Raw genomic sequence first — 23,702 nt, 5'->3', positions numbered from 1 at the left:
TTAACTAGTACACTGATACAAAAGGAGGGAAGAAATGAAAATAGAGTTTTCTCCAAATACACCAATTTACATTCAAGTAATGGAATACATAAAAAAAGAAATTGTAACAGGACATTTAGTGCCTGGTGATAAAATTCTCTCCGTACGTGAATTAGCAAGTGAATTACAAGTGAATCCGAATACGATTCAGCGTACATTTCAAGAGCTAGAACGGGATGGAGTTGTTGTAACACGTAGAGGAATGGGACGATATGTAACGAATGAAGGGGAGAAAATTATGGAGCTGCGAAAAGAGATGGCGAAAGAATTACTCCATTCTTTTATAGATGGAATGGACAATTTAGGTTTTTCGGAAGAAGAAATTTTTACAATCCTTCGTTCTTCATTAAAAGAGAAAAGGGAGGAGAGCGAATGACAGGGGTATTAAAAATAGAAAACGTATGGAAGAGGTACGGATTAAAAGCAGTAATCCGTGAATTAAACATAGAGATTACAGAAGGAAAAATCGTTGGGCTTGTTGGAGATAACGGGAGCGGGAAAACGACGTTATTAAAAATGATTGCAGGCTTGCAGTATCCTTCAGAAGGCAGTATAACAATTAACGGTAAAAAGTTAGGGTTAGAAACGAAAGAAATCGTTTCATTTATGTCTGATAAGCCAGTATTTGATGATTGGATGACGGTAAAAGATGCTTTATTTTTCTATCGTGATTTTCATAAAGACTTTGATATTCAAAAAGCAGTAGATACGATTGCAGAATTTAAAATACCGTTAGAAGAAAAAATTACAGCATTATCAAAAGGTATGGTTGAAAAGCTTCAAATCATTTTAACGTTTTCTCGAAAAGCGAAGTTATACGTACTAGATGAGCCGCTTGGCGGGATTGATCTCGTTTCTAGAGAACATGTATTAAAGTTAATATTAAAGTTTTATAGAGAAGATTGTACAATGTTAATTTCAACCCATCTAATAAATGAAATTGAAAATATTTTTGATGAAGTGATCTTTTTAAAAGATGGAGAAATTGTACTATATGAGAATGTAGAAGACCTCCGTTTTCAGAGAGGAAAAGCAGTTCATGAATTGTTTAAGGAGGTGTTTAGTAAGTGAACTCGTTACTTTCTTATTTATGGAATGTGAATAGGAAAAAATATATTGTTACTTTTTTAATTTTTGTGTTAATTGAAGCGATTTTATTTTCACAAATGATTGTAAAAAAGAGTGAGACAGCTGTTGTGAAACAAGAAGCGATATTCGGATTTATTATTATGATATTCATGTTTTATGTGTTGTATATGTTTTTACAAACGATGAAGTCGTGTTCACGGTTATTAACAAATCCATTGTTACGAGTTACAGCAATATCTGGGAAACAATATGTTTTTTCTATCCTTATCTACTTTTTTATTGTAATGGCTATATGGTATGGCATATGTGGAATTCTTTTCTATGTAGGTTATGCATTAGCATTTCCTACGACGTATGTATATAGAGATGCACAAGAGATTATGCAAGCAGGTATAATAAATAATTTGATATATACAATGAGTGATTTGTTTGAGTTTTTATTTGCGGTGTTACAAATTTTATTAGTAGTTACTCTCGTTAAATTGCTTACTAAGAAGAAAAAGATACAAAATATACTGATTGTCATTATTTCTCTAATCGTAAGTATAGCGATTACTTTAGTGACAACATTGCTAGGAAAATTGGCTCCAGCTTTCCAAGGATTGCGAAGAGTAGAGTATCGTAGTGAAAGTGAAAATCTGTTTGTTGATATGTTTCAAGAAAATGGATTAAACATTTTTAATATAAGTTTTATGGTAATTGTTAGTGTCCTAATCGTATATGTAATTGCTTATATCATCGATAAAAAACTAGAAGTCTAAAGGAGGAATCATCATTGGGAAACGTAGTAGTAAAATTAGAAAATGTACGAAAAAAAATCGGTGGAACAGAAATTATTCGTGGTTTATCATTTGAGGTTCGCGAGGGAGAAGTATACGGGTTCCTTGGACCGAACGGTAGTGGTAAGACAACGACGATCCGTATGATGACAGGTCTTATTTCAATGACAGAAGGCAATATTACAATTTGTGGACATAGTATTCGCACGGAGCGTGAAAAGGCGCTAGAGCAAATTGGAGCGATTGTAGAAAACCCTGAACTATATGATTATATGACAGGAATGCAAAACTTAAAGCATTTTGCGAACATGGCTGTTACGCCAATTAGTAAAGAACGTATCAATGAAATTGTGAAATTGGTGGAATTAGAGCATGCGATTCATAAAAAGGTGAAAACATATTCTCTTGGTATGAAACAACGTTTAGGAATTGCACAGGCGTTACTTCATCAGCCGAAAATTTTAATTTTAGATGAACCGACAAATGGATTAGATCCGGCTGGTATTCGTCAAATTCGTGATTATTTGCAGCGATTAGCGAAAGAGGAAAATATTGCAGTAATCGTATCGAGTCACTTATTAAGTGAAATTGAACTCATGTGTGACCGCGTTGTTATTATTAAACAAGGTGAGTTTGTACAGGAGTACAATTTACATGAACAAGCGAAACACGATGAGGCAGTAGTTGTAGCCTTTGAAGTAGATGAAGTTCAGAAAGCGAATGAAATCATTAAAGGTAAAACAAAAGGAAATGTAATCATGGTATCTGTAACAAAAGAGAACATTCCACAACTTGTAAAAAAACTTGTAAATGACGATGTGCTTGTATACGGAGTTACTGTTCAAAATAAAACATTAGAGGATGAGTTCTTAGCGATTACTGGGGGAGTGAAAGCGTAATGTTTAAATTAATTCAAAATGAATTTTTAAAGTTACATGCGAAAAAAGGTATGTATGTTTTAATCGGTGTAATTGCTTTACTGGAGGTTTTAGGAGCAGTAGTAATGGCAAAGTGGGGTCAAGCTGGTAGTTTAAGTGGATCTTACTTAGATTTTGTAAGTTCAAATATCGGCTTAATTATGATATTTATAACGATTTTTGGAATTACAATAGCTTCTCGTACGATAACAGATGAATTTCAAAAAGGAACGATTAAACAACTATTAATTCGTCCGAGAAAACGAATTACAGTCTTATTTTCTAAATATATTACCGTGTTATTAACGATGTTATGTATCGTATTTGCGAGTACATTAATTGCAATGATTATTGGCGGAATTGTAATGGATGGTAGTAAAACAGAATTAACGTTAGCGATCGTAATGAAATCTACTTTATATCAATTACTTTCACCGTTCTTCTTTGCAACGCTTGCATTTTTCTTAGCAAACGTATTTAGAAAGTCTGTATTACCATTAATTATTACGATCTTCCTCTTCTTCTTACAAGGAGCAATTAATATGGTACTAATAATGTTTGCAAAAGGTGTAGCGAAATTTGTGGTGTTTTTCCATTTGAATTTAAGTGTTTACGACGGCAATAAATTAGTAAGCGGTGGAATGGAACCACCATTTACAGAATTTACGTTTATAACTTCATTATTACTTGTCATCGCGTATTTTGCTGTATTACTTGTAGCATCAAGTGTATTATTCCAAAAACGTGACGTATTATAATAAAAGAAATCCCCGCTTGTAAAAACGGGGATTTTTATTACACACCTTTCTCCTATCTTTCAACTTGAAGAAAGGTGATACGGTATGTTAAATAAAATGATTATTATATATTTTAAGAGATATGCTGTTTGAAAGTATATGAGAAAAATAGGAAGATTTTCAACTATATTCATATTATAATTTAGTTATCCCGCCATTTGTAGGAGATGGATTGCCCTTAAAACATTGATTAATGCTTTACTTTTTACTATCTTTGGAGGTGCTTGATATGCAATATGCATTTTCACGTATAAGGCTACGTAGTTTTTTTGGATGGATGATTATAGGGTTGTTCCTTACGATGATCCCATTAGGTTTATCAAATGTTTCAGATAATACGTTAGAGGTTATTTCACAAATAACTATATTTTTTGTATTTCCGTTATTTTGGTTATACGTAAAAACAAATAAAAACAATGTTGTGTTTCAAAGTTTTTTTGATAAGCCAAGTCGTTTACCGTGGGGACTAATATTATTAGCGACGATAATGGGAATGATTTTTTCAGTCGGTATATCTCATATTCAATTTTACATATTAGCACATACGTTACCTAAGTTCTTAGTTACTATGTTAGAAGACGGAAATGTTATTAATACGAGTAACATATATATGACAATATTTACTTTCATTTCAGCATGTGTATTAGCGCCTATTATGGAAGAAGTTATTTTTAGAGGTTTTTTCTTGCAGCGAATGGCTTATAAATGGGGGATTAAACGAGCTGTAATTATATCTTCACTCATCTTTGGTCTAGGACATTTTGATGTTATCGGTGCGTTCATGTTCGGTGTTATTATGTGCCTTCTATACATAAAGACGAAAAATATATGGACGAATATTGCTGTGCACGCATTAAATAATTTGATTGCAACGAGTATGCAATTTGTAGGTGGAGAGGGAAGTGATGCAATTTCAATTACTGAATTGCAGGCACAAAGTAATTTATGGATCGGCATTGGTCTTACGATTATCGGATTACTTTGGTTAATTCCTTACATATGGAAACAGTGGCGTACAGTAAAAGAAGTTGGTGTGCCGCCGATGCGATTCATAAATGAAGAAAAAGTAGTGAATACATCAGAAGAAAATAAAATACATAGCCAAGTGATTGTAACAGATAGATTAATGGCTGTAGAATTACCAGATGAGGCTGTAAATAAGCTTCGGTTAGAAGAAAATGATTATGTAACAGTATCTGTAGAAGAAGATACAATCGTTATAAAGAAAGCGCATGATAGATAATTAAAAAGTAGCTCTTTAGGAGCTACTTTTTAATTCGTAATAATTTCTACACGAAAATTGTTACCGTTCTTTACATATTTTATATCTGTAACGATCCGAACTGTTTTTAGAAGTTCAACTTTTTCACCAATTCGAGGGATGGTCGGAACATTGTCCCAAATACCAAGCAAGTCATCTAATTGTGTCGTTTTTTCATAAAACCAGATTTTCAATGTAAAGCCCCTTTCTCGAACTTTATGTATTTTAATACATAATATATTATTTTTATTCTTAATGTAAGGGGTTTTTTATATTTTTATGAATAAAAATTAATTAATCTTCTGGGAATATATGTTCAATGTCCGGAGTAAGAGATACTTCTGATAATACGATATGAGAAACTGTCGTTGCATATGAAGAAACATCATTGATAAATTCTTCAAGTTCAACAAGTGAAGGAACAGAAATTTTTACGATGTAGCATAAGCTTCCTGTTACTCGGTAACAAAAACTTGCAGATGGATAAGATTGAATAAACTGTTGCATACGTGTTGTATCACCATTTTTTAAAGTGATTTCTAAAATACAATCTAAGACAAGTCCTGCTTTTTTATAATCGATATCGATTGTATATTTTTGAATAACTCCTTCATTTTCGAGTTTATGAACACGTTCTGCAGTAGATGGAGCGGATAAATTTACCCGTTTGGCCAATTCGCGCATCGAAAGGCGACTATCATTATATAACTCATTTAAAATTTTACGATCAACACGATCTAATTGCATTTGTAAATATACCTCCAGTAAAATGATGATTTTTGTAAAGGAAAAATATAAATTAAGATTCATATGAAATGTAAAGAGAACTTTATTTATTTTACAATAAAATAGAAGGAAATAGGAGGGAAAATGATGGAGAGAATTTCATTATCAAATGTAGGAGATACAAAGTTTCAAAAATTATTAGGGCATAATTGGGATATATTACATTCGTGGAGTACGTTAGAAAATACACTGTATAACAAAGGAACTCTTTCGGCAGAGTTGAAGGAACAAGTAAGAAGAACATTGGCGTATGGGAATGAATGTCCGTACTGCATGGCAAAGGGAAGACCAGATGATATGCAAAAGGTAGAAGAAATTAGTGTAGCTGTTACTTTTGCGCATACATTTGTTCATGACAAAAAGGCGATAGATGATAATATGTTTCGTGTATTAAAAGAATATTGGACGGAAAAAGAAATTGTAGAGCTTTGTGCTTATATTTGTTTTATTACTGCGTCGCAGCAACTTGGTTTTCTGTTTCAATTACAGCCTAATTAAGGAGAGAATGATGACCAACCAAACAGCACTTATCATAATTGATGTACAAAAGGCGTTTCAATTACCATACTGGGGCGAGAGAAATAATCTTTTTGCCGAAGAAAATATGAAAAGTTTGTTAGAAGAATGGAGAAGAAGGAAGCGACCAGTTTTTCATATTCAACATGTAAATAAAGAAGATGTTCAGTCGATGTTTTACCAACAAGCAGAAACAGTAAATTTTAAAGAAGAAGTGAAACCACTACCAGATGAAGTGATTATTCAAAAGCCTGTTAATAGTGCGTTCATTGGGACAAATTTAGAAGAACAATTAAGAGCGAAACAATGTAATACGGTAGTAATTGTAGGATTAACGACAAATCATTGTGTGGAAACTACAACACGGATGGCAGGTAATTTAGGGTTTACAACGTATTTAGTGAGCGATGCGACGGCTACTTTTAATCGAAAAGGTCCAGACGGGGTAGAGTATAGTGCAGAGGCTATTCATAATATGACACTTGTAAATTTACATGAAGAATTTGCAACGATTGTGACGACAAAAGAAGTATTAAAATTATTTCGAGAAAATAATTACGGAATTATGTAGAAAAAAATAAGAATATTTCGTATAATCTAAGTATAATCATTTTGAAAATAGGGGTGGCATCATATGAATCAAATTCCAGTAAAGAAAATAGAAGAAGTACTTGTTTTAGCAGGAGATAATAAACAAAAGCAAAAAGAATTTTATAAATTGCTCCTATCAACGGAGTTTTATGTTGCCGGTTCACTAGAAGCAGAGGACGGGGCAACAGAAGGAACACTTCGTTTGCGTCATTTCCAAGGAGAGGGTAGATGGATCGTGCCGTTCTTTACACAATTGGAATTTGTAAAAGATGTGTTGCCAGAAGGTACACCCCTTATTACGATACGTGGAAAAGAATTATTTAGTAGCATTGAGAAAGATGCGACTGCTGTATTAAATGTTGGTACGGATATAAGTAAAACATTTATTCCAGAAGAAATTGCAGATATCGCATCTGGACGAATTTTTAACTATTATAAGTAAAAGGAAAAGCGTAATTGCTTTTCCTTTTTAATTTGACCATGGAGTGACTATACCAGAAGAAATCGAGAGTGTTTTATTATTTGTATTTATTGTCGCTGTAGCCCCAAGCGGAATACCGATGTTTGGGCTTATATGTCCAATCGGTAAACCGAATAGTACAGGTATATCATATGGCATGAAATATTCATATAATATTGTTTGCAATGATTGGGATGGTTTAGAAGGAATACAGTCATGACAACTTGTGAAAATAACACCGCTACATTCATGAAACTTTCCAGATAAAAGTAGCTGATTTAACATACGGTCAATGCGGTACGGTTCTTCCCCAATGTCTTCAAGCAATAAAAGTGTATTAGCTGTATTTATCTCGTAGGGCGAGCCTATTATACTTGTTAACACAGTTAAATTACCTCCAACTAATGTACCTGTAACTGCACACGGTGAGCTAGGTACGATACATTCTGATGCAGATAAGATCGATGAATACGGATGGAATAGTTGATTGAAAGAAGATAAAGAGAGAGAGTCTATACCTTTTCCTAATTCTTCAATCATTGGACCATGAAACGTAACAAGCTTTGGATAACGTGAAAAAGCAGTATGTAAAGCTGTAATATCGCTATATCCCCAAAAAATTTTTGGGTTTTGTTGAATGATTTCATATTGAATGTAAGGGAGAAGGCGAGCACTTCCGTAACCACCTCGTGCACAGAAAATGGCCTTTACTTCATGATTTGTAAAGGCTTCATGTATGTCATCAAGACGAATTTGATCACTTCCAGCTAAATATCCATACTTTTCATAAACACTCTTCCCGATTATTACGGATAACCCCATTTCTTGTAATACGTTCACACCTTTTAATACATTCTCAAGTGTTGGTGGGCCAGACGGTGCAATAATCATTACTGTATCACCTTGCTTTAATGCATTTGGATAAATCATTGTTCTCAGCCTCCTTCTAATTCAATATATTCGCTTCATATGAAGTTCAACCCTTGTAAAAGGAGGGGAAAGCTTGGCAAATAAAGAAGATATAAGGGGGATAGGAGGGAAATGATGTTTACAAATCGAGTAACAGATATATTGCAAATTAAGTATCCCATCATTCAAGCAGGTATGGCAGGTGCTATTACAACACCAGAACTCGTTGCAGCTGTAAGTAATAGCGGAGGATTAGGAACACTTGGAGCAGGTTATATGAGCCCAGAACAAATTCGTGAAGCGATTTATAAAATAAGGAAACTAACAGATAAACCTTTTGGTGTTAATTTACTTTTAACAAAAGAGGTACAGATAGAAGAAGAGAAGGTAAACGGGGCGAAAGAATTACTTAGTGGAGTGAATAGAGAATTAGGTATAGAGGAAGAAGAGGTATTAAAGCTTCCAACAAGTTATAAAGAACAATTACAAGTGCTATTAGAAGAGAAGGTACCAGCCGTTAGCTTTGCATTCCAAACGTTAGAACAAGAAGAAATAGATGATTTAAAAAGAAGAGGAATAAAAGTCATCGGAACAGCTACTCATGTGGCAGAAGCGAAAGTACTTGCCGAATTAGGGGTAGATATTATCGCCGGGCAAGGTAGTGAGGCAGGGGGGCATAGAGGAACGTTTATCGGGAAAGAACAAGATGCTATGATTGGTACGTTCGCGTTAATTCCGCAATTAGTCGTATCAGTACCTCATATTCCAATTATCGCAGCAGGTGGTGTAATGAACGGACAAGGGCTTGTTGCAGCATTTGCACTTGGAGCAGAAGCTGTGCAAATGGGATCAGCCTTTTTAACGAGTGAAGAAAGTATTACGCATGGTGTATATAAAGAAGCGATTTTACAAAGTACAGATACGAGCACAACTATAACCCGTGCGTTTTCCGGGAAATATGCACGGGGGATTCGCAATGAATTTATAGAGAAACATGAAGGGAAAGAAGAAAAACTGCCAATGTATCCTGTGCAAAACGTATTAACTTCTAAAATACGCCAAGAAGCAGCGAAGCAAAATAAAGGAGAATACATGTCGCTTTGGGCCGGGCAAGCATCATCACTAGCGCGAGTAGAATCCGCTCAGCACGTAGTGAAACGTGTCATGAATGAAGCAGAGAATGTAATCGAACAATTACAAAATGTATATAGAAAAAGACCGCTTGAATAATTCAAGCGGTCTTTTCGTTAGTTTGCTTTATAAAATTGTTGGATAGCTTCGTCGATGTAAACCCAGCCCTTCCAACCTAAATGCATATGATCTTTTAAGAAGTACTTATCATATTCATGATTTGAGAAGTCAGCAATTGGATAGCCAGCTTTCGTAATTTGCTCATGAACTTTATTGTAGTATAATTCGCGTTTTTCTTTTGGGAATCCTGCGTAATCATACCAAGGACCTTTTACAGGAACAGAAATGAAGAGTGGTTTTGCACCAGATTGTTTTAATAAATCAAGTACAATTTGTAAATCTTCATACTCTGGTGATTCGTCATAAGAATCATTTTTTAAGTAGCCTTCACGTTGCTTTAATTTCTTCTTAATTTTGCTATTGAAGTAATCATCTTCGATACCATATTCGTTAGATCCTGATTCTAATGCACCTGTTTGATCAGCATGCTTACGAGCTTCTTCCCAGTTCATTTGTTTCAATGATGGATCAAGCGTTTCTTTATGCGGTTCAATATCAAACATTACTGTAAATAAATCTTTACGATCTAAAATGTTACGATAAATATAAGCGAAAGGTTTAGCAGCAAGTGCTTTTACTTTATACTTTGTATCATCGTAGGCGATACCTTCAAGCGAAGTTTTAAGTAAAGTTTCTTTCTTAACAATCTCAAAGTTTAATAAACGCTTTGCAATTTGTTTTTTCATTTCAGGCTTTAAATCATCGTTGAAAATGAAGTGATAACCTTGTTGTTTTGAAAAGTTAGGTGCAAAGTGCGTTTCATCAATGCCTTGTGGTACAAACCATTGCGGAGAAAGAACGAATATCATTTTCTTATCTTTCAATTGATCCATTGTAGATGCGAAGTTTAATACATGTACAAGGTCTTGTGTTCCGCCGCGTCCAAGTAGGAATGGTGTGAAGCCTTCAGGTTTTACTTTGAAATAATTCGATGGATGGAAAGCATCCATACGTGCGAATTCCGATGAACCGTACATCGGAAGATATTTTGGGTCTGCTAACATCTTTTGCTGTAAAATCATACTTTGAATCTTTTCTTCTTTTAAAGAAGTCGCAGCTTGTTCTACTTTCTCATCACTTAAAAGTGGAAGTAGAAAGCGCGTTGGAATAAGTAAGAATACAGCAAAAAGGGCCAATGCTAAAAGCATCGGACCAAATTTTGCTTTGTTCATCGGATTTCTTCCAACTTCTTAATAACCATATTTGGTGTAGCCCACTCATCACGGTCAAAATCAGAAATAGAAACTTCAATATCTAAACGCTCTTGGAATTCAACTAATAAAGATACTACAGCGAAAGAATCAAGAATACCTTCTTCAAATAATTGAACATCTAAGTTCTCTTTCACAATATCGTTTTCACATACTTCTTCTAAAATATCTAATACTTGCTCTTTGAATTCTGCCATTTTTAAAATCTCCTTTATATCCGAAATATATTATATGTGCAACTTCTTAATGGAATAAGAAGGGTGCATTAAAAGTATCTGTTAAGGTGTCCAGAGAAGATTAGGAAACCGAAACATACAACGTGGAACGTAATTACAATTGCAAGGACATGCGTAAATTTATTATTTGGCCAAAACTTATGCTTCTTGTTTTTTCGTTCGAAAATATCGAACAAAATAAACAAGGCAGCGTGATAAAGACCATAAATAATGTATTGATATACATGCTCACCAGTAATATGCCATATTCCCATGATGAAGAAGTTTAAAAATGCACCGATATACGAAATTGTGTATCGGTTTTTAATTAACTTTTTCTTCGTTGCAAAAAAGACGAAACGCATGTAAATAAAATCACGGAACCAGAATGATAAACTCATGTGCCAGCGATTCCAGAAGTCTTTAATGTTACGACTAATGAATGGTTTATTAAAGTTTTCTGGCGTTTTAATCCCCATCATATAACTTACACCGATTACAAATGAGCTATAACCAGCAAAGTCGAAGAATAAATATAAGCTATAGCTATACATGTAAATCATATTTGAAAGGATTGTATCGTGTTGAGCGAATGCCGGATCCATAAAATACTGTTTTATTAAGTAAGCAATAATAAATTTATACAAGAAACCTTGGAAAATACGATTTAACCCTGTATATAGTAAGTTTTGATATTCTTCTGCACTAGGTGGCTTTTGAATATCTTTTTGAAATCTTCGGTAACGATCGATAGGTCCTGTTGAGATAGCAGGAAAGAATAAAACAAATTCCCAGAAATTAAAGAAGGAAAGTTCTTTAATTAAGCCATCGCGAACTTCGAATACCATTTGTACTGCTCTAAACGTTACATAGGACATTCCTAAAAATACAACAAATTTTAGTTCAGGTACAAAGGGTGCGATTTTTGCCAAAATAAGCGGTAAAATCGATAAAATAACAGCTATACAAAATGTGAATGTACTATTATTTTGTTTTCTTAAAAGTAAATAGCCTTTAATAAGGGCATATTGCCAAATAATAAATGCGGCTAACATAATCGCTTGCTTTGGTTTATCAGAGAAGATAATAGCAAGCATTACTAATGTTAAAACGGCATTATATTTACGCAACATTTTACCTTTTAATCCAGCTATGATAGTAGGTATTAATAAAATGCCCACTATAGCGAAAAAATAAAATGATCCATATGCGGTCATGCTGTAACCTCACTCAATAATTTTTTGCGATCTACCTTTCCATTTGGTGTCATTGGAATAGAAGATTGATACATGAATTTACGTGGAATCATGTAGTTTGGTAATCGCTCATTGAGTTCTTTTTTAATTGCAGATGTTAATTTGAATTCTTTTTCAAACGAATGCTCTCCAGGAACAACAACCGCTAATAAATAATCGTATTTCTCACCTTTTTTAATTGGAACAATAACTGCTCCTTCTACGTAAGAACACGCACGAAGATGATGCTCAATTTCTTCTAATTCCATTCGATAACCATGAAGCTTAATTTGGAAATCAAGACGACCATTATAGAATAGAAGACCATTTTCAACATAGCCAGCATCGCCTGTTTTATAAGCACGCTCGCCGTCAATCATAGTAAATGCTTTTTCTGTTAATTCAGGGCTGCCTAAATATCCAACGCTTACGCTTGGACCGACAATTACGATCTCACCTTTTTCACCATCAGGTGCAAGTGTGCCATCTTCTTTCATAATAAGAAGGCGACAGTCTGATTTACAGTAGCCAACTGGAAGTGATTTGTATTGATTCAGCACTTCTTCTGTAACGTGAATACCTGTTACAGCGACAGTAGCTTCTGTTGGACCGTACGTATTCATAATTGTTGCTTTCGGGAAACGCTCAATTAATTTTCTAGCTACTTCATTTGGCAACACTTCACCGCAGAATAAGAATGTTTTCATGTTCGGTAGCATACTCTCAGAGAAAGATGCTTCCATTAAACACATTTCAGCGAAAGATGGTGTTGAAGTCCATACTTGAATATCCGATTGCTCTAAAGAAGCAAACAAGTCTTTTGGACGTGCAATCATGTCTTTATCGATTGCCCAAAGTGTACCACCTGTTACTAATGATGGGTAAATATCCATTACAGATAAATCGAATGAGAAAGGTGCTTGGTTTAAGAATACTTGTCCTGTTTGTAGGTTGAAATCTTCTACAGCCCATTTTGTAAAGCTAACGAGACAGTTATAAGTAATCTGAACCCCTTTCGGATTACCTGTGCTTCCTGATGTGTAAATAATGTAGAAGTTCTCATCACCTTTTACCGCATGTTCAGGATTTGGAGTGTTCCCTTTATGAGTAAAGAAAATATCTTTTAAGTTGTCTTCACCTACAATGCGAACTGGTAAATCAGTTACAGTTACTTCTGTTCCTGATAAAAGTAATTTCGCACCAGAATTTTCAGCGATACGCTGTACACGATCAGCTGGGATAGATAAATCTACAGGAATGTAAGCATGTCCAGCTTTTACACATCCTAAAAAGTTAATAATCATTTCAGGTTGCATATGGCCATACACCATAATTGGTGAACAATCATCTGGATACTCAGAAGAAATCCAATGTGCTAACGCATCAGAATCTTCCTTTAGTTGTTTGTACGTAATTTTCGCATCTCGCCAAACAAAAGCGGCTTGATCAGGCGTTTCTGCAGCCCACTTTTCAATTTGTTCTAATAACTTCATAACGTTCCCACCCTAAAATTCGTTGTAAATAAATGTACTTGTGTTTGTATCATGGAATCCATACAACCAAAGCAATGCAAATAAAATTGCAAGGTAATAAACCGTCTTTGCAACCCATTGTGTGAGTGGTCGAGACCATATCTCTTTTAATCTTTCCATGTCTTTCCCTCTCTTAATGAAATAATAGCTCTTTGTAGGTATCATGTCCTACATTATTGTGAAAAAAACAAAATTCCACATTTTAGGTAAAAATAAGACGAAAGGCTCTTTTCTGATATTAGCACTAAATACTAAAAAAGAAAATCCCTAACTTAGCAATTATATTACATTCAGCATGAATTTGTAATGGGTTTGACATGTAAATAGAAAGTGGATTGTGTGAATGTATGAAAGTGGACTGGAAGAATGTTTAGAAATGCAATATTTGCTTGTATCTTTGAATCTTTCAAAGTTAATTTCTGAATTGTTAAAGTTTCTTAAAAGGAGGAATTTCTGATGAAAAGCGTGTGGAAGGATATTATTTCAGAAGAAAATATTATGAAATGGAGACGTCATTTTCATAAATATCCGGAATTATCATTTCACGAAGAAGAAACTTCGCAATTTATATATGATACATTATGCTCATTTTCTACTTTGGAAGTAACGAGGCCAACGAAGTATAGTGTACTAGCAATTAAAAGAGGAACGGAACAAGGAAAAGTAGTTGCAATTCGAGCTGATATAGATGCTTTACCAATTCAAGAGGAGACAAGGAAATCTTATACGTCTGTGAATAAAGGAATGATGCATGCATGTGGACATGATGCACATGCAGCTATTTTGTTAAGTGTTGCAGAGACGCTAGCAAATATGAAGGAAGATTTTGCAGGCGAAATTCGTCTTTTCTTTCAGCATGCAGAGGAAGTGTATCCGGGCGGCGGACAAGAGATGGTGGAGGCAGGTGTTATGGATGGTGTTGATTATGTAATAGGTTTACATGTTATGTCTGGATTGGAAAGCGGGAAGATCGGAATTGTGTACGGGCCGATGATGGCAGCACCAGACGTATTTACAGTTGAAATTCAGGGGAAAGGAGGGCATGCGGCAAGACCAGAAGAAACGATAGACCCTATCGCTATTGGAGCGCAGATTATTACAAATTTACAACATATTGTATCAAGGAACACAAGTGCTTTCATGCAAAGGGTAGTTTCAGTTACGCAGTTTCATGGGGGAACGGCTGATAATATTATTCCTAGTACAGCAACTTTAATGGGAACTGTGCGCTCGTTTAATCAAATATTAAGAGAGGAAGCAGAAGAGAAAATTGAGCAAATTGTGAAAGGAATTACAAAAGCACATGGAGGGAATTATACATATACGTATCGCTATGGATATGATCCGGTGATTAATAATGAATATATAACGAAAGTAGTAGAAGAAAGTGCACTACATTTGTTTGGGAATGAGCGTGTTGTGAAGCTTGAACCTTCCATGGGAGGAGAAGATTTTTCAGCATATTTAAGAAAAGCACCGGGTTGCTTCATTAAATTGGGAACGGGGAATGAGAAGATAGATACTTGTTATCCACATCACCATCCAAAATTTGATGTAGATGAATCAGTTTTAATTTATGGAGTGGAATTATTTTTAGAAACAACGATAAGGTTACTAAAATAATAGAGAAGTATAAAAAAAGGCAACTGCGCTCTATCGCAGTTGCTTTTATTTCTTTCCGTCAGAGAGGGCTGAGAAAGAACTATGCTCATTTATAGTATATGAATAGCTAACGGACAAGCTTGTACATTTTAACTATTTTTTAAAAAATAGTTATTGACATTGATTATCATTGTCAATTAATCTAAAGATAGTTAAAATTGATAATCATTATCAATAGGGTGGATGCGACATGTTAATGAGAAAAAAATTTCACCTTCTGCGGAGGGGATTAAAAGATAAAAATAAAGATGTTGATCAGCATATTGAATGGCAACGAAATGTAATTCGTTCTGAATATGTAGATGAGAAAAGTACACTTCAAACAGAAAAAGAGATACAGGATAAAAGGAGAGGTTAAGTTGAGTAAGTTAGTAATGATTTTTGCAAGTATGAGTGGAAATACAGAGGAAATGGCCGATCATATTGCGGGTGCAATTCGTGAAACAGAAAATGAAATTGAAGTCATTGATATTATGGATTCACCAGAAGCTTCTATTTTAGAACAGTATGATGGGATTATTTTAGGGGCTTATACTTGGGGAGACGGTGACCTTCCTGATGATTTCTTAGATTTTTATGATGCAATGGATTCTATTGATTTAACTGGGAAAAAAGCGGCAGTATTTGGGTCATGTGATTCTGCTTATCCCAAATACGGCGTGGCGGTTGACATTTTAATAGAAAAGCTGCAAGAGCGCGGGGCAGCAGTTGTGTTAGAAGGACTAAAAGTAGAATTAACGCCAGAAGATGAAGATGTAGAAACATGTTTACAGTTTGGAGCGGAATTCGTAAAACACCTTTCTTAATGGCAGAAGGGAGATAAAGAGCAATTGCATGAAAAAATCTCAATCAAAACGATGACAGATTACCATTTGTATGATTTTATGCGTTGTCCGCATAAATTTTATTTCCGTCATATAAAAAGAAGAGAACCTTCTTCGTTTGAATGGCAACAAATAGCACAAATGATTGTGAATCGAATTATTAACGAGTACTATACGCTACCTGCGGGCCAACAAACGAAAATTGTACTTTTAATACTAATAGAAAAGTATTGGAAAAAAATAAGGATTAATATGTTTGCTTCGAAGACGGAGTACTATACTGTTTTAGCGAAGCTAACTGATCATTTACTACAGTTTGTTGAAAGGGATGATAGTCAGACGCCACCATTGTTTTTATATGAGAAGTTTCAAACATATATGGAAGAGTTAGGTGTCCACATGTCATTGACATTTGAAGTTGGTGAGTGGAGTACTAAGTCGTTTGTAATTAAAAAGTATGTTGTTGACGCGGATGAGGAAATGCTTGCTCTTTGTCAGAAGTTAATGACAGTATTCAGTTATAAAGCTTTCGGCATTCTTCCAGGAAAAATTGAAGTTATTAATTTAATGGAAGGGACTAAGTATGAGTACATTCCGAAACAAGAAGATATTATAACTGGAATGGATGATTTATTTAGAATGAAAGAAATGTTGCAACAACCTGAGCACTACACAGAGCGTCATTTTCGTTCTGAGTGTATGAGTTGTGCTTTTCGTAGTGAATGCCAAGAGGAAGAAGTAAAGGAAGAAGCGACGCAGAATAAAAATATCATACATTAAGGGATGCGATTTTGCATCCCTTTTTGTTATTGACATGAAAAGCTTTTCATCATTTACGGTATATTTGTAGCAGATTTTAATAAAGGGAGGAATAATCAATGAAAGATGAAACGAAAGTATTTCAATGGTTAAAAGAACAAAATGCTCCTTTTGGAATTCAACTGCAAATTTTACAGGCGTTTCAACTGTATAAAGTTATTGCTGAAATGGATAAAAAGTTAATGATGTATGAGGAGAAAGAATATAGGGAGAGAATGTAATCTCATCCCTGTAATATTACTTTCAGCTGTTCTGTATCCGCTATGAATTCAAGTTCATTCTTTGTTTTAAAGTTATAAATAATATTATGTAGTAAAGGGCTGTATTGATAAAAACTAGTGATGCGGTGAATGAGTAATGGATCATGACGAGAAATAAGTGTACTGTATTGCTCATATACAGATGTAGTAAACTCATGACCGAAATCATAATATAGCCCAGCAAAATCAAAAGCGGGATCGCCAATTTGAGCATCACCAAAATCGATAACTCCTGAAATGGTTTTATTCTGCTTGTTAAATAAAATGTGATGATGTGTAAAGTCAGCGTGAATAATTGTATTTTGAAAAGTGGATGTAGCTATACATGCAAAGAAATTTTCGAATAAACGATGTAAGGCTAATTTCTGTAATGAAGTAAGGTTGTTAGTAACATACTGATTTAATTTTGTTTGTAGCTCTTTCCAGTAGGTAAGTGTTTTTTCAATAGGGCATCCTAGCGTTTCCACACGTTTTAAAGGAATACTATGTAAAGCTGCAAGGAAAGTGGCTAATTGTGTAATAATTACTTCAAGTTCTTTTTTCTCTAACTTGGCAACTATTTCAGCTTTTAACGGCTTACCATGAATGAGAGGGTAATAGCTACAAAATGGAATAGTATCACAACCATTCTTATACAAGAGGTGATACTTAGGGACTTCGATTCTTTGTAATGAATGAGAAAGAATGGTGCATAGTTCCTTTTCTAACGGAATTCGGTTTGCATATTCCTGTTTTCGTGGGAAACGAAAGAGTAAATCGTCATTTATAATAACTGCTATATTATCCCATCCTTCTTCATTTTGCGTATATGAATGTATAGAAAGATTAGGAAGAACTTGTTTTATATATTGTTTGTAAGAGTCCATAATCGTTCCTCGTTTCTAATTGGAAGTTGAATTATTCCACTTTATAATATCAGAATCTTCCGTCTACGTGTTAAAATTTAACTATCATTATGAATAGGGATGGGGTGTATTGTGAAGAAAAGAATATTAATCATTTCTATATGTATCGCCTTTATTTTGTTTTGGTCATATAAAGAGGCAGTTTTCGCTACCTTTAAACCGATAAATCAGTACGAGTTGAATAAGGAATTAAAGAACAAGAGTATAGAGAATTTAACTTATAAAGAAATGAAGAAGGTAGGAGAACACTTTGTGACAGCGCAATTATCAGTGTTTGAATTTAATAATAGAGAAGATGTGAAGAAAAAAGGTGAAGAGATCTTTGTAAGTAGAGGATATGAACAATTGATACAAAATTATTACCCAAATCGTTTTCGGGATTTAGAGTATAAATTTACAAGCGAGGAGATACGTGAAGAAACGGATGAGAGTTTTCTTTATCATACTGTAGCGTACGTTTCTGGTACGGAAAATGGTAAGAGAAGTGAAATGAAATTAAATTATGAGATGAAAATTGTAAAGGTTAATAATGTATTTAGGGTGCTTGAGCAAAAGCAGTATGTACAATAAAGTGAAACACGAATAAGTATCACAAATAGAGGATGAAAAATCCCCCAGTTCTTTGAGGGATTTTAAAGATTTTCATTTTGTTGACCAAGTTCTTTTTGAGCAATATATAAATTTCCTTGCTCGACTTGTTTAAGTTTATTAACAGAATCTCCTGCATATCCTTTTTCTGTTTTCACAGTTCTTTTTGAACGATTGGATTCTTGTTTCTTCATATAATATGTCACCTTTCCTTAAAAATAGACGAAAATGATGAGTACGAGTAATACAGCAGCGAAAATGGTAATGCCCATTAAAAACGAAGTGTTTTTATATTTAGGCGGCTTATGTACATCTTGCCGGTATCCAGGTGAAATTTCAGGGGCGAATTCTTCGTCAAATGCTTGCTTTTTGTCTTTTTCGTCCATATGTATCCACCTTTCTTTTTCATTATATTATACGTTATAAGCAAAAATATGCATAAAGAAAACAGCCGCTTTATCGTTAGCGGCTGTTTTCTGTTGTATATTTTCGTTGTACTTGAAAGAGACGGATAAGTAGGAAGCTAGCGCCAAATGCTAGACCGATAATAAGACCGATCCAATACCCTTTCGCTGCCCAGTCAGTATACGTTGCTAATATGTAACCAAGAGGGAGGCCTATTATCCAATAAGCAATTAATGTCATAATTAAGGCAACATTTACGTCTTTATAACCACGAAGTGCTCCTTGTACGGGAGTTGCAATCGCATCAGATATTTGAAATAAAATCGCAAATATAAGAAATTCTTTTGCTAAATGATGAACTTGTACATCTGTCGTATAAATAGAAGCAATTTCATCGTCAAAGAAATAGAGAAGGATTGAATATAATAGGGCGAATGCAAGGGCTAAACCAATTCCGATAAATCCATATTGCTTTGCATTATTGTAACGTTTTGCTCCAACTTCAAATCCAACCGCGATGGTCATCGCCATTGCTAAACTGAGCGGAGTCATATATAACAAGGAAGCGAAGTTCATAGCTGCTTGATGTGCTGCTATTGTTGTCGTACTAAAGTTACTCATCATAAGTGTTACCGCAGCGAAAATACTCGTTTCAAAGAAAATAGCAAATCCGATAGGTACGCCAAGTTTTAAGAATGCTTTCCAACTCGCGAGAGAAGGGCGGTATAATTGTTTGAAGATATTAAACGATGCGAAAGGCTCTTTCGTACGAATAATAATGACCGTAATAATTAAAATGCACCAATATGTTGCTGCAGAAGCAATTGCTGCACCAACACCGCCGAGTTTTGGAAACCCGAAGTGCCCAAAAATTAATACATAATTTAATACGACATTAATTGGTAATGATAGTAATGTAATAATCATCGTTGTTCGAGTTTTTCCTAATGCATCAATAAATCCACGTAAAACAGTGTAAGTGAATAAAGGAATAATTCCGATCGCGATAATAATTAAAAATTGTGCTGCAATACGTTCTACAGGTTCCTCTAAACGCATGCCGTTTAAAATAGGTGAAACAGCGAAGAAACCGATTAGGATGACAACGAAACTAGCACAAATTGCTAAATACACTGCTTGTATGACAACTTGGGGAACATCCTCTTTTTTCTTGGATCCAATGAGTTGTGCAACAATTGGTGTAGTAGCCATTAAAATTCCTGTTAATCCCGTACTAACTGGAATCCATATACTCGTTCCGATAGCAACACCAGCTAAATCAATTGGACTAGCATGTCCTGACATTGTTGTATCAAAAAAGCTCATCGCAAATAATGACATTTGCGTTACAAAAATCGGGAAAAAGAGTAATACGAATTGCTTTAACTTTTGTAAGAATGAAGTAGTTTCTTTCATAAAATCCCCTTTCAACGTAAGAACAAACTCTTACTATCATACAATTTAATCAAAAAATAGAAAAGAAATACGCGTATACAACAAATGAAATCAATAAAAAAAGGATGCACTTTGAAAAGGGATAAGGTATTATGATAAAGTGTGAAAAAATTACATATTCGTTATTAAGGAGGCACTACTTGTGGCTGATTGGTTAATTGGATTAATCATGGGTGCTGTTGAAGGTTTAACAGAGTTTCTACCAGTTTCATCAACAGGACATATGATTTTAACAGGTCATTTAATTGGATTCGAAGATGAGAGAGCGAAAGTTTTCGAAGTTGTTATTCAATTGGGATCGATTTTAGCAGTTGTTGTTATATTTTGGAAACGTCTATGGTCATTAGTTGGAATAGGGAAAGTAACTGATGGACCATCGTTAAATTTATTACATATTATTATCGGGATGATTCCTGCCGGCGTACTTGGTGTATTATTCCATAGTGCTATTAAAGAAGTATTATTTGGTCCAGGACCAGTTGTTATTAGCTTAGTAGCTGGTGGTATTTTAATGATTGTTGCTGAGAAGTTTTCAAAACCAAGTACAGCAAGAACGCTAGATGAAATCACATATAAGCAAGCATTTACAATTGGTATGTTCCAATGTTTAGCACTTTGGCCAGGATTTTCTCGTTCTGGATCGACAATAAGTGGTGGTTTATTAGCTCGCGTGTCGCATACAGCGGCAGCTGAATATACGTTTATTTTAGCAGTACCGATGATGGTAGCTGCAAGTGGTTTAGATTTAATTAAAAGCTGGGATATATTAAGCGTAAATGATATACCATTATTTGCAACTGGATTTATTACAGCATTCGTTGTTGCGATGCTTGCAATTGTTTCATTCTTAAAATTATTAGGTCGTGTAAAACTAACACCGTTCGCTTATTACCGTTTCATTTTAGCTGCGGTATTCTATTTCTTCATTATGTAATAAAAAAACTGCCGATTTCGGCAGTTTTTTTATTTTACTACTTTTTCCATCATGCTTTCCATTACATGTTCCCAAAGAGAAGTATCATCAGCTAACGTAGCACGGAAATTAGCATACATTTCTTTTTGTTTTTCTTCGAATGCTGGATCTTCTTTTTCAGGCAATGTAGTGCGCATTGAAGTTACTAATTCTTGTACTTTTGGAGCGCGTGGTCCCCAAATAGCTTGTTCATTTCCGTCTTTATCAATGAAAATAAAGATTGGAATCGCACGTGCTGTTCCATTTGTTAAGTATTGATCCATTAATTCTAAGTTTTCATCGCGAATTAATAATCTCATATCAATGTTTGCAACTTCAGAAATTCGTTTCATAACAGGTACACATAAAAGAGCGTCACCGCACCAGTCAGCTGTTAATACGATAACGCGCCAGCCATCATTTTGACGTTCTTCTAAAACTGGAAGTAATTCATTTGGAATTAAAAAGTTATTGTAAATGTGTAGTAGCTCGTATTGGTTTACTTTCATTTCATTCACATATGTATCAAAGGACATACCTTTATCAGCCCATTTTTGTAAGTTCACAAGTAACACCTCTTTAGTATGATTTGCTTTTATTGTACCAATTTTTATATAGAAAAGCTTGTATTCTTACTCTTTCTTGTCACTTAATAATTTATTTAATAGGAAAAAGAATAGTACGACACATAATTCAGCTATGTTAGACAGTTGTACGCTCTCTATCCAGTCGTCAGCGGTATGTATGACAAACCAATCTAGCGTAATTTCAATGATGGAGAGCAGGGCGATTGAGAGGTAATTGGGCATACTTGTCATCATTGGATGTAGGAGCACTTTAAAGAAAACGAATATAAAATATGTAATGCCATCTAATAAAAGAATAAGTAAAAAAAAGAGTAGTAGAGCTGTTTTTGATGAATATTCTATACCTGTAATTTGAAAGATTCCTACATATACAAAAAATATAAATGCAAAAAACATAATGAGAAACAGAATAACAAAACCAATAATCAAAGTCTTATCTTTTAGATTAAGATTAGAAAATTTGTCTTCTTCACTCACTACTTCAACTCCTTTTTTTGGAAATTCAATTTTATTGTATCATGAAATAAATATTAAAAAACTACGAATTATGGGAAAATAAGGTGACAAAAAGTAAGATTTCATGTAAAATTATTAATAAGGTTTTTATTTAATCAAATGAAATAAAAGGGGCTGTCAAAATTGTCTCAAAATCGAGAGCAATTAATGGAAGAACTATCGACAAATGTTTTTGCTATGTTTCGCACATTGCGTAATGATATCGGAAAAATATTTGGTGGTTACATACCGTGGAATGAGTTCATTGTCCTTAGAATATTGAACCGTACGAATAAAGAGATGGTATCACGTGTAGCTAACGAATTAAATGTATCGAATAGTCATATTACAGCTGTTACAGAAAAATTAATTAATAAAGGCTTTGTAACCCGTTCACGTTCTACATCAGATCGCCGAGTTGTATATTTAGAGATTACAGAACAAGGGAAAGATTTAGTTACGAAAATGGAAGGTGAGAAAAAGAAATATTTACAAGAAAGATTCTCCGCACTTTCAGAAGATGAAATGAATGTAATGATATCTATTTCTAAAAAACTTATTTAAGTAATTATAAGTGAGAAAACGCTTACCTAATGAAAAAGAAGACCTTCCTCATATATGGAAGGTCTTCTTTCGTGTGTAGATAGATGATAAAAAATAAAGTGTGTATGAAAAAAGATGGAACACCATACTACTAATAAAGGAAGGAGGGAGAAATATGACGAATCGTAATGGTAGTCAAGGAAGTGGAAATCAAGGTTCACCGAAATCTGGGCAATTCCAGCAGGAGTTTGGTACTGAATTTGAAACAGGTAATGATAACAAAGGAAAAGAATATCGTTCGAAAAAAGGAAGCAAGTCAAAAAAGGAGTGAAATGATTCACTCCTTTTTTGATTTAAGATGCTACAGATTGATCCGTATTATATTTTTCTTCTGATGTTGCGACAATCTATGTTGAAGAATAGGGACAAGAAAATAAAAAATAAGACCATCACATGATGGCCTAGGGAAGGGGACAATTTATGTCAATTTAATTAGGGATGGAAGGCTGCTCTGAGACACTGGGGAATGTCTTATAAATTAGGGAGGAACAGCTCCGATACGTATACTATAAAAGATGGATGTGACCTAGATGTGAACGTAGAGTGAAAGAGAGAGGAA

33 protein-coding genes are annotated in these 23,702 nt (G+C 34.3%); 19 read left to right on the top strand and 14 right to left on the bottom strand.

The window, feature by feature from the left end:
- The first annotated feature begins 34 nt into the window (after positions 1-34).
- The 6 genes from COC96_RS09320 to COC96_RS09295 all read left to right on the top strand — a co-directional run bounded on the left by COC96_RS09320 (position 35) and on the right by COC96_RS09295 (position 4,864).
- On the top strand, positions 35-415 hold the full coding sequence (locus COC96_RS09320; protein WP_098269139.1) for a GntR family transcriptional regulator: 381 nt from the start codon (positions 35-37) through the stop codon (positions 413-415).
- Positions 412-1,110: an ABC transporter ATP-binding protein gene (locus COC96_RS09315; protein WP_098768673.1), complete on the top strand. Its 699-nt coding sequence runs from the start codon at positions 412-414 to the stop codon at positions 1,108-1,110. The genes COC96_RS09320 and COC96_RS09315 overlap by 4 nt, the downstream gene beginning before the upstream one ends.
- Entirely contained in the window at positions 1,107-1,889 is a 783-nt protein-coding gene (locus tag COC96_RS09310) for an ABC transporter permease (protein ID WP_098269141.1), read from the top strand. The genes COC96_RS09315 and COC96_RS09310 overlap by 4 nt, the downstream gene beginning before the upstream one ends.
- 14 nt (positions 1,890-1,903) lie before the next feature.
- Positions 1,904-2,806 (top strand): ABC transporter ATP-binding protein, encoded by a 903-nt coding sequence (locus tag COC96_RS09305; protein WP_098269142.1) that lies wholly within the window; start codon positions 1,904-1,906, stop codon positions 2,804-2,806.
- The gene (locus COC96_RS09300; protein ID WP_098768672.1) at positions 2,806-3,582 is read left to right on the top strand and encodes an ABC transporter permease; all 777 of its coding nucleotides are present in this window, start codon (positions 2,806-2,808) and stop codon (positions 3,580-3,582) included. The genes COC96_RS09305 and COC96_RS09300 overlap by 1 nt, the downstream gene beginning before the upstream one ends.
- 268 nt (positions 3,583-3,850) lie before the next feature.
- On the top strand, positions 3,851-4,864 hold the full coding sequence (locus COC96_RS09295) for a CPBP family intramembrane glutamic endopeptidase (RefSeq protein WP_098768671.1): 1,014 nt from the start codon (positions 3,851-3,853) through the stop codon (positions 4,862-4,864).
- Positions 4,865-4,893: 29 nt separating this feature from the next.
- On the opposite strand, the gene COC96_RS09290 is transcribed toward COC96_RS09295, so the two are convergent.
- Positions 4,894-5,076 carry a DUF3913 family protein gene (locus COC96_RS09290; protein ID WP_025150950.1) on the bottom strand — a complete coding sequence of 61 codons (183 nt, stop codon included), beginning with the start codon at positions 5,074-5,076 and terminating at the stop codon, positions 4,894-4,896.
- A gap of 100 nt (positions 5,077-5,176) precedes the next feature.
- Complete coding sequence (locus COC96_RS09285; protein WP_098768670.1) at positions 5,177-5,629, bottom strand: Lrp/AsnC family transcriptional regulator; 453 nt, start codon at positions 5,627-5,629, stop codon at positions 5,177-5,179.
- Between the two features lie 123 nt (positions 5,630-5,752).
- Between COC96_RS09285 and COC96_RS09280 the strand changes: the two genes are divergently transcribed.
- From COC96_RS09280 to COC96_RS09270, 3 genes are all read left to right on the top strand, one after another.
- Complete coding sequence (locus COC96_RS09280; protein WP_141536021.1) at positions 5,753-6,166, top strand: carboxymuconolactone decarboxylase family protein; 414 nt, start codon at positions 5,753-5,755, stop codon at positions 6,164-6,166.
- Between the two features lie 10 nt (positions 6,167-6,176).
- The gene (locus tag COC96_RS09275) at positions 6,177-6,755 is read left to right on the top strand and encodes a cysteine hydrolase family protein (RefSeq protein WP_142339979.1); all 579 of its coding nucleotides are present in this window, start codon (positions 6,177-6,179) and stop codon (positions 6,753-6,755) included.
- A gap of 63 nt (positions 6,756-6,818) precedes the next feature.
- Positions 6,819-7,217: an SseB family protein gene (locus COC96_RS09270; RefSeq protein WP_098269148.1), complete on the top strand. Its 399-nt coding sequence runs from the start codon at positions 6,819-6,821 to the stop codon at positions 7,215-7,217.
- Positions 7,218-7,244: 27 nt separating this feature from the next.
- Here COC96_RS09270 and COC96_RS09265 read toward each other — a convergent pair whose 3' ends face one another.
- Positions 7,245-8,165, bottom strand: coding sequence for a S66 peptidase family protein (locus tag COC96_RS09265; RefSeq protein ID WP_098768668.1), 921 nt, complete (start codon positions 8,163-8,165; stop codon positions 7,245-7,247).
- Between the two features lie 114 nt (positions 8,166-8,279).
- Here COC96_RS09265 and COC96_RS09260 point away from each other — a divergent pair, with 114 nt between their 5' ends.
- Positions 8,280-9,374 carry an NAD(P)H-dependent flavin oxidoreductase gene (locus tag COC96_RS09260; RefSeq protein ID WP_098269150.1) on the top strand — a complete coding sequence of 365 codons (1,095 nt, stop codon included), beginning with the start codon at positions 8,280-8,282 and terminating at the stop codon, positions 9,372-9,374.
- 17 nt (positions 9,375-9,391) lie between these two features.
- Here the strand turns inward: COC96_RS09260 and dltD are convergent, their stop codons facing one another.
- From dltD to COC96_RS09235, 5 genes are all read right to left on the bottom strand, one after another.
- The gene (dltD, locus tag COC96_RS09255) at positions 9,392-10,567 is read right to left on the bottom strand and encodes a D-alanyl-lipoteichoic acid biosynthesis protein DltD (protein ID WP_098768667.1); all 1,176 of its coding nucleotides are present in this window, start codon (positions 10,565-10,567) and stop codon (positions 9,392-9,394) included.
- Positions 10,564-10,803, bottom strand: coding sequence for a D-alanine--poly(phosphoribitol) ligase subunit DltC (dltC, locus tag COC96_RS09250; protein WP_000807310.1), 240 nt, complete (start codon positions 10,801-10,803; stop codon positions 10,564-10,566). The genes dltD and dltC overlap by 4 nt, the downstream gene beginning before the upstream one ends.
- 68 nt (positions 10,804-10,871) lie before the next feature.
- A complete protein-coding gene (gene dltB / locus COC96_RS09245) occupies positions 10,872-12,038 on the bottom strand; it encodes a D-alanyl-lipoteichoic acid biosynthesis protein DltB (RefSeq protein ID WP_097903519.1) in 1,167 nt (388 codons plus the stop codon).
- A complete protein-coding gene (dltA, locus tag COC96_RS09240; RefSeq protein ID WP_098269152.1) occupies positions 12,035-13,549 on the bottom strand; it encodes a D-alanine--poly(phosphoribitol) ligase subunit DltA in 1,515 nt (504 codons plus the stop codon). Before dltA ends, dltB begins: the two co-directional genes overlap by 4 nt.
- A 12-nt stretch (positions 13,550-13,561) precedes the next feature.
- Positions 13,562-13,708, bottom strand: coding sequence for a teichoic acid D-Ala incorporation-associated protein DltX (locus COC96_RS09235; protein ID WP_000440293.1), 147 nt, complete (start codon positions 13,706-13,708; stop codon positions 13,562-13,564).
- Between the two features lie 336 nt (positions 13,709-14,044).
- Between COC96_RS09235 and COC96_RS09230 the strand changes: the two genes are divergently transcribed.
- The 5 genes from COC96_RS09230 to COC96_RS27510 all read left to right on the top strand — a co-directional run bounded on the left by COC96_RS09230 (position 14,045) and on the right by COC96_RS27510 (position 17,114).
- Positions 14,045-15,211, top strand: a complete 1,167-nt coding sequence (locus tag COC96_RS09230; protein ID WP_098269153.1) for an amidohydrolase — start codon at positions 14,045-14,047, stop codon at positions 15,209-15,211.
- Between the two features lie 229 nt (positions 15,212-15,440).
- Positions 15,441-15,608 (top strand): hypothetical protein, encoded by a 168-nt coding sequence (locus tag COC96_RS27515; RefSeq protein ID WP_097903522.1) that lies wholly within the window; start codon positions 15,441-15,443, stop codon positions 15,606-15,608.
- 1 nt (position 15,609) lies between these two features.
- A complete protein-coding gene (locus tag COC96_RS09220; protein ID WP_097903523.1) occupies positions 15,610-16,056 on the top strand; it encodes a flavodoxin in 447 nt (148 codons plus the stop codon).
- 24 nt (positions 16,057-16,080) lie between these two features.
- Positions 16,081-16,854 (top strand): hypothetical protein, encoded by a 774-nt coding sequence (locus tag COC96_RS09215; RefSeq protein WP_098269154.1) that lies wholly within the window; start codon positions 16,081-16,083, stop codon positions 16,852-16,854.
- 98 nt (positions 16,855-16,952) lie between these two features.
- Complete coding sequence (locus tag COC96_RS27510; protein ID WP_098269155.1) at positions 16,953-17,114, top strand: hypothetical protein; 162 nt, start codon at positions 16,953-16,955, stop codon at positions 17,112-17,114.
- 2 nt (positions 17,115-17,116) lie between these two features.
- On the opposite strand, the gene COC96_RS09205 is transcribed toward COC96_RS27510, so the two are convergent.
- Complete coding sequence (locus COC96_RS09205; protein WP_098269156.1) at positions 17,117-18,019, bottom strand: aminoglycoside phosphotransferase family protein; 903 nt, start codon at positions 18,017-18,019, stop codon at positions 17,117-17,119.
- Between the two features lie 99 nt (positions 18,020-18,118).
- On the opposite strand from COC96_RS09205, the gene COC96_RS09200 reads away from it, so the two are divergent.
- Positions 18,119-18,628, top strand: coding sequence for a biotin transporter BioY (locus tag COC96_RS09200; protein WP_098768666.1), 510 nt, complete (start codon positions 18,119-18,121; stop codon positions 18,626-18,628).
- A gap of 62 nt (positions 18,629-18,690) precedes the next feature.
- Here the strand turns inward: COC96_RS09200 and COC96_RS27505 are convergent, their stop codons facing one another.
- From COC96_RS27505 to COC96_RS09180, 3 genes are all read right to left on the bottom strand, one after another.
- Entirely contained in the window at positions 18,691-18,840 is a 150-nt protein-coding gene (locus COC96_RS27505; RefSeq protein WP_097903527.1) for a hypothetical protein, read from the bottom strand.
- 18 nt (positions 18,841-18,858) lie between these two features.
- Entirely contained in the window at positions 18,859-19,032 is a 174-nt protein-coding gene (locus COC96_RS09190) for a 2-isopropylmalate synthase (RefSeq protein WP_098269158.1), read from the bottom strand.
- Positions 19,033-19,108: 76 nt separating this feature from the next.
- A complete protein-coding gene (locus COC96_RS09180; protein ID WP_098269160.1) occupies positions 19,109-20,467 on the bottom strand; it encodes an MATE family efflux transporter in 1,359 nt (452 codons plus the stop codon).
- 181 nt (positions 20,468-20,648) lie between these two features.
- On the opposite strand from COC96_RS09180, the gene uppP reads away from it, so the two are divergent.
- The gene (gene uppP, locus COC96_RS09175; RefSeq protein ID WP_098269161.1) at positions 20,649-21,440 is read left to right on the top strand and encodes a bacitracin resistance undecaprenyl-diphosphatase; all 792 of its coding nucleotides are present in this window, start codon (positions 20,649-20,651) and stop codon (positions 21,438-21,440) included.
- A 29-nt stretch (positions 21,441-21,469) separates the two neighbouring features.
- Here the strand turns inward: uppP and COC96_RS09170 are convergent, their stop codons facing one another.
- Entirely contained in the window at positions 21,470-22,057 is a 588-nt protein-coding gene (locus tag COC96_RS09170) for a thioredoxin family protein (RefSeq protein ID WP_098269162.1), read from the bottom strand.
- Between the two features lie 33 nt (positions 22,058-22,090).
- Positions 22,091-22,522, bottom strand: coding sequence for a YrvL family regulatory protein (locus COC96_RS09165; protein ID WP_098768665.1), 432 nt, complete (start codon positions 22,520-22,522; stop codon positions 22,091-22,093).
- 162 nt (positions 22,523-22,684) lie between these two features.
- Between COC96_RS09165 and COC96_RS09160 the strand changes: the two genes are divergently transcribed.
- Together COC96_RS09160 and COC96_RS09155 are read left to right on the top strand one after the other, a co-directional pair.
- Positions 22,685-23,104 (top strand): MarR family winged helix-turn-helix transcriptional regulator, encoded by a 420-nt coding sequence (locus COC96_RS09160; protein ID WP_141436318.1) that lies wholly within the window; start codon positions 22,685-22,687, stop codon positions 23,102-23,104.
- 154 nt (positions 23,105-23,258) lie between these two features.
- Positions 23,259-23,414: an imidazoleglycerol-phosphate dehydratase gene (locus tag COC96_RS09155; protein WP_097903532.1), complete on the top strand. Its 156-nt coding sequence runs from the start codon at positions 23,259-23,261 to the stop codon at positions 23,412-23,414.
- Positions 23,415-23,702 lie beyond the last annotated feature (288 nt).

This window comes from Bacillus cereus, from assembly GCF_002577405.1.
Classification (GTDB): Bacteria; Bacillota; Bacilli; order Bacillales; family Bacillaceae_G; genus Bacillus_A; species Bacillus_A cereus_AU.
The sequence above is the reverse complement of the archived record's forward strand: the minus strand, read 5'-3'. Positions and strand labels throughout refer to the sequence as shown.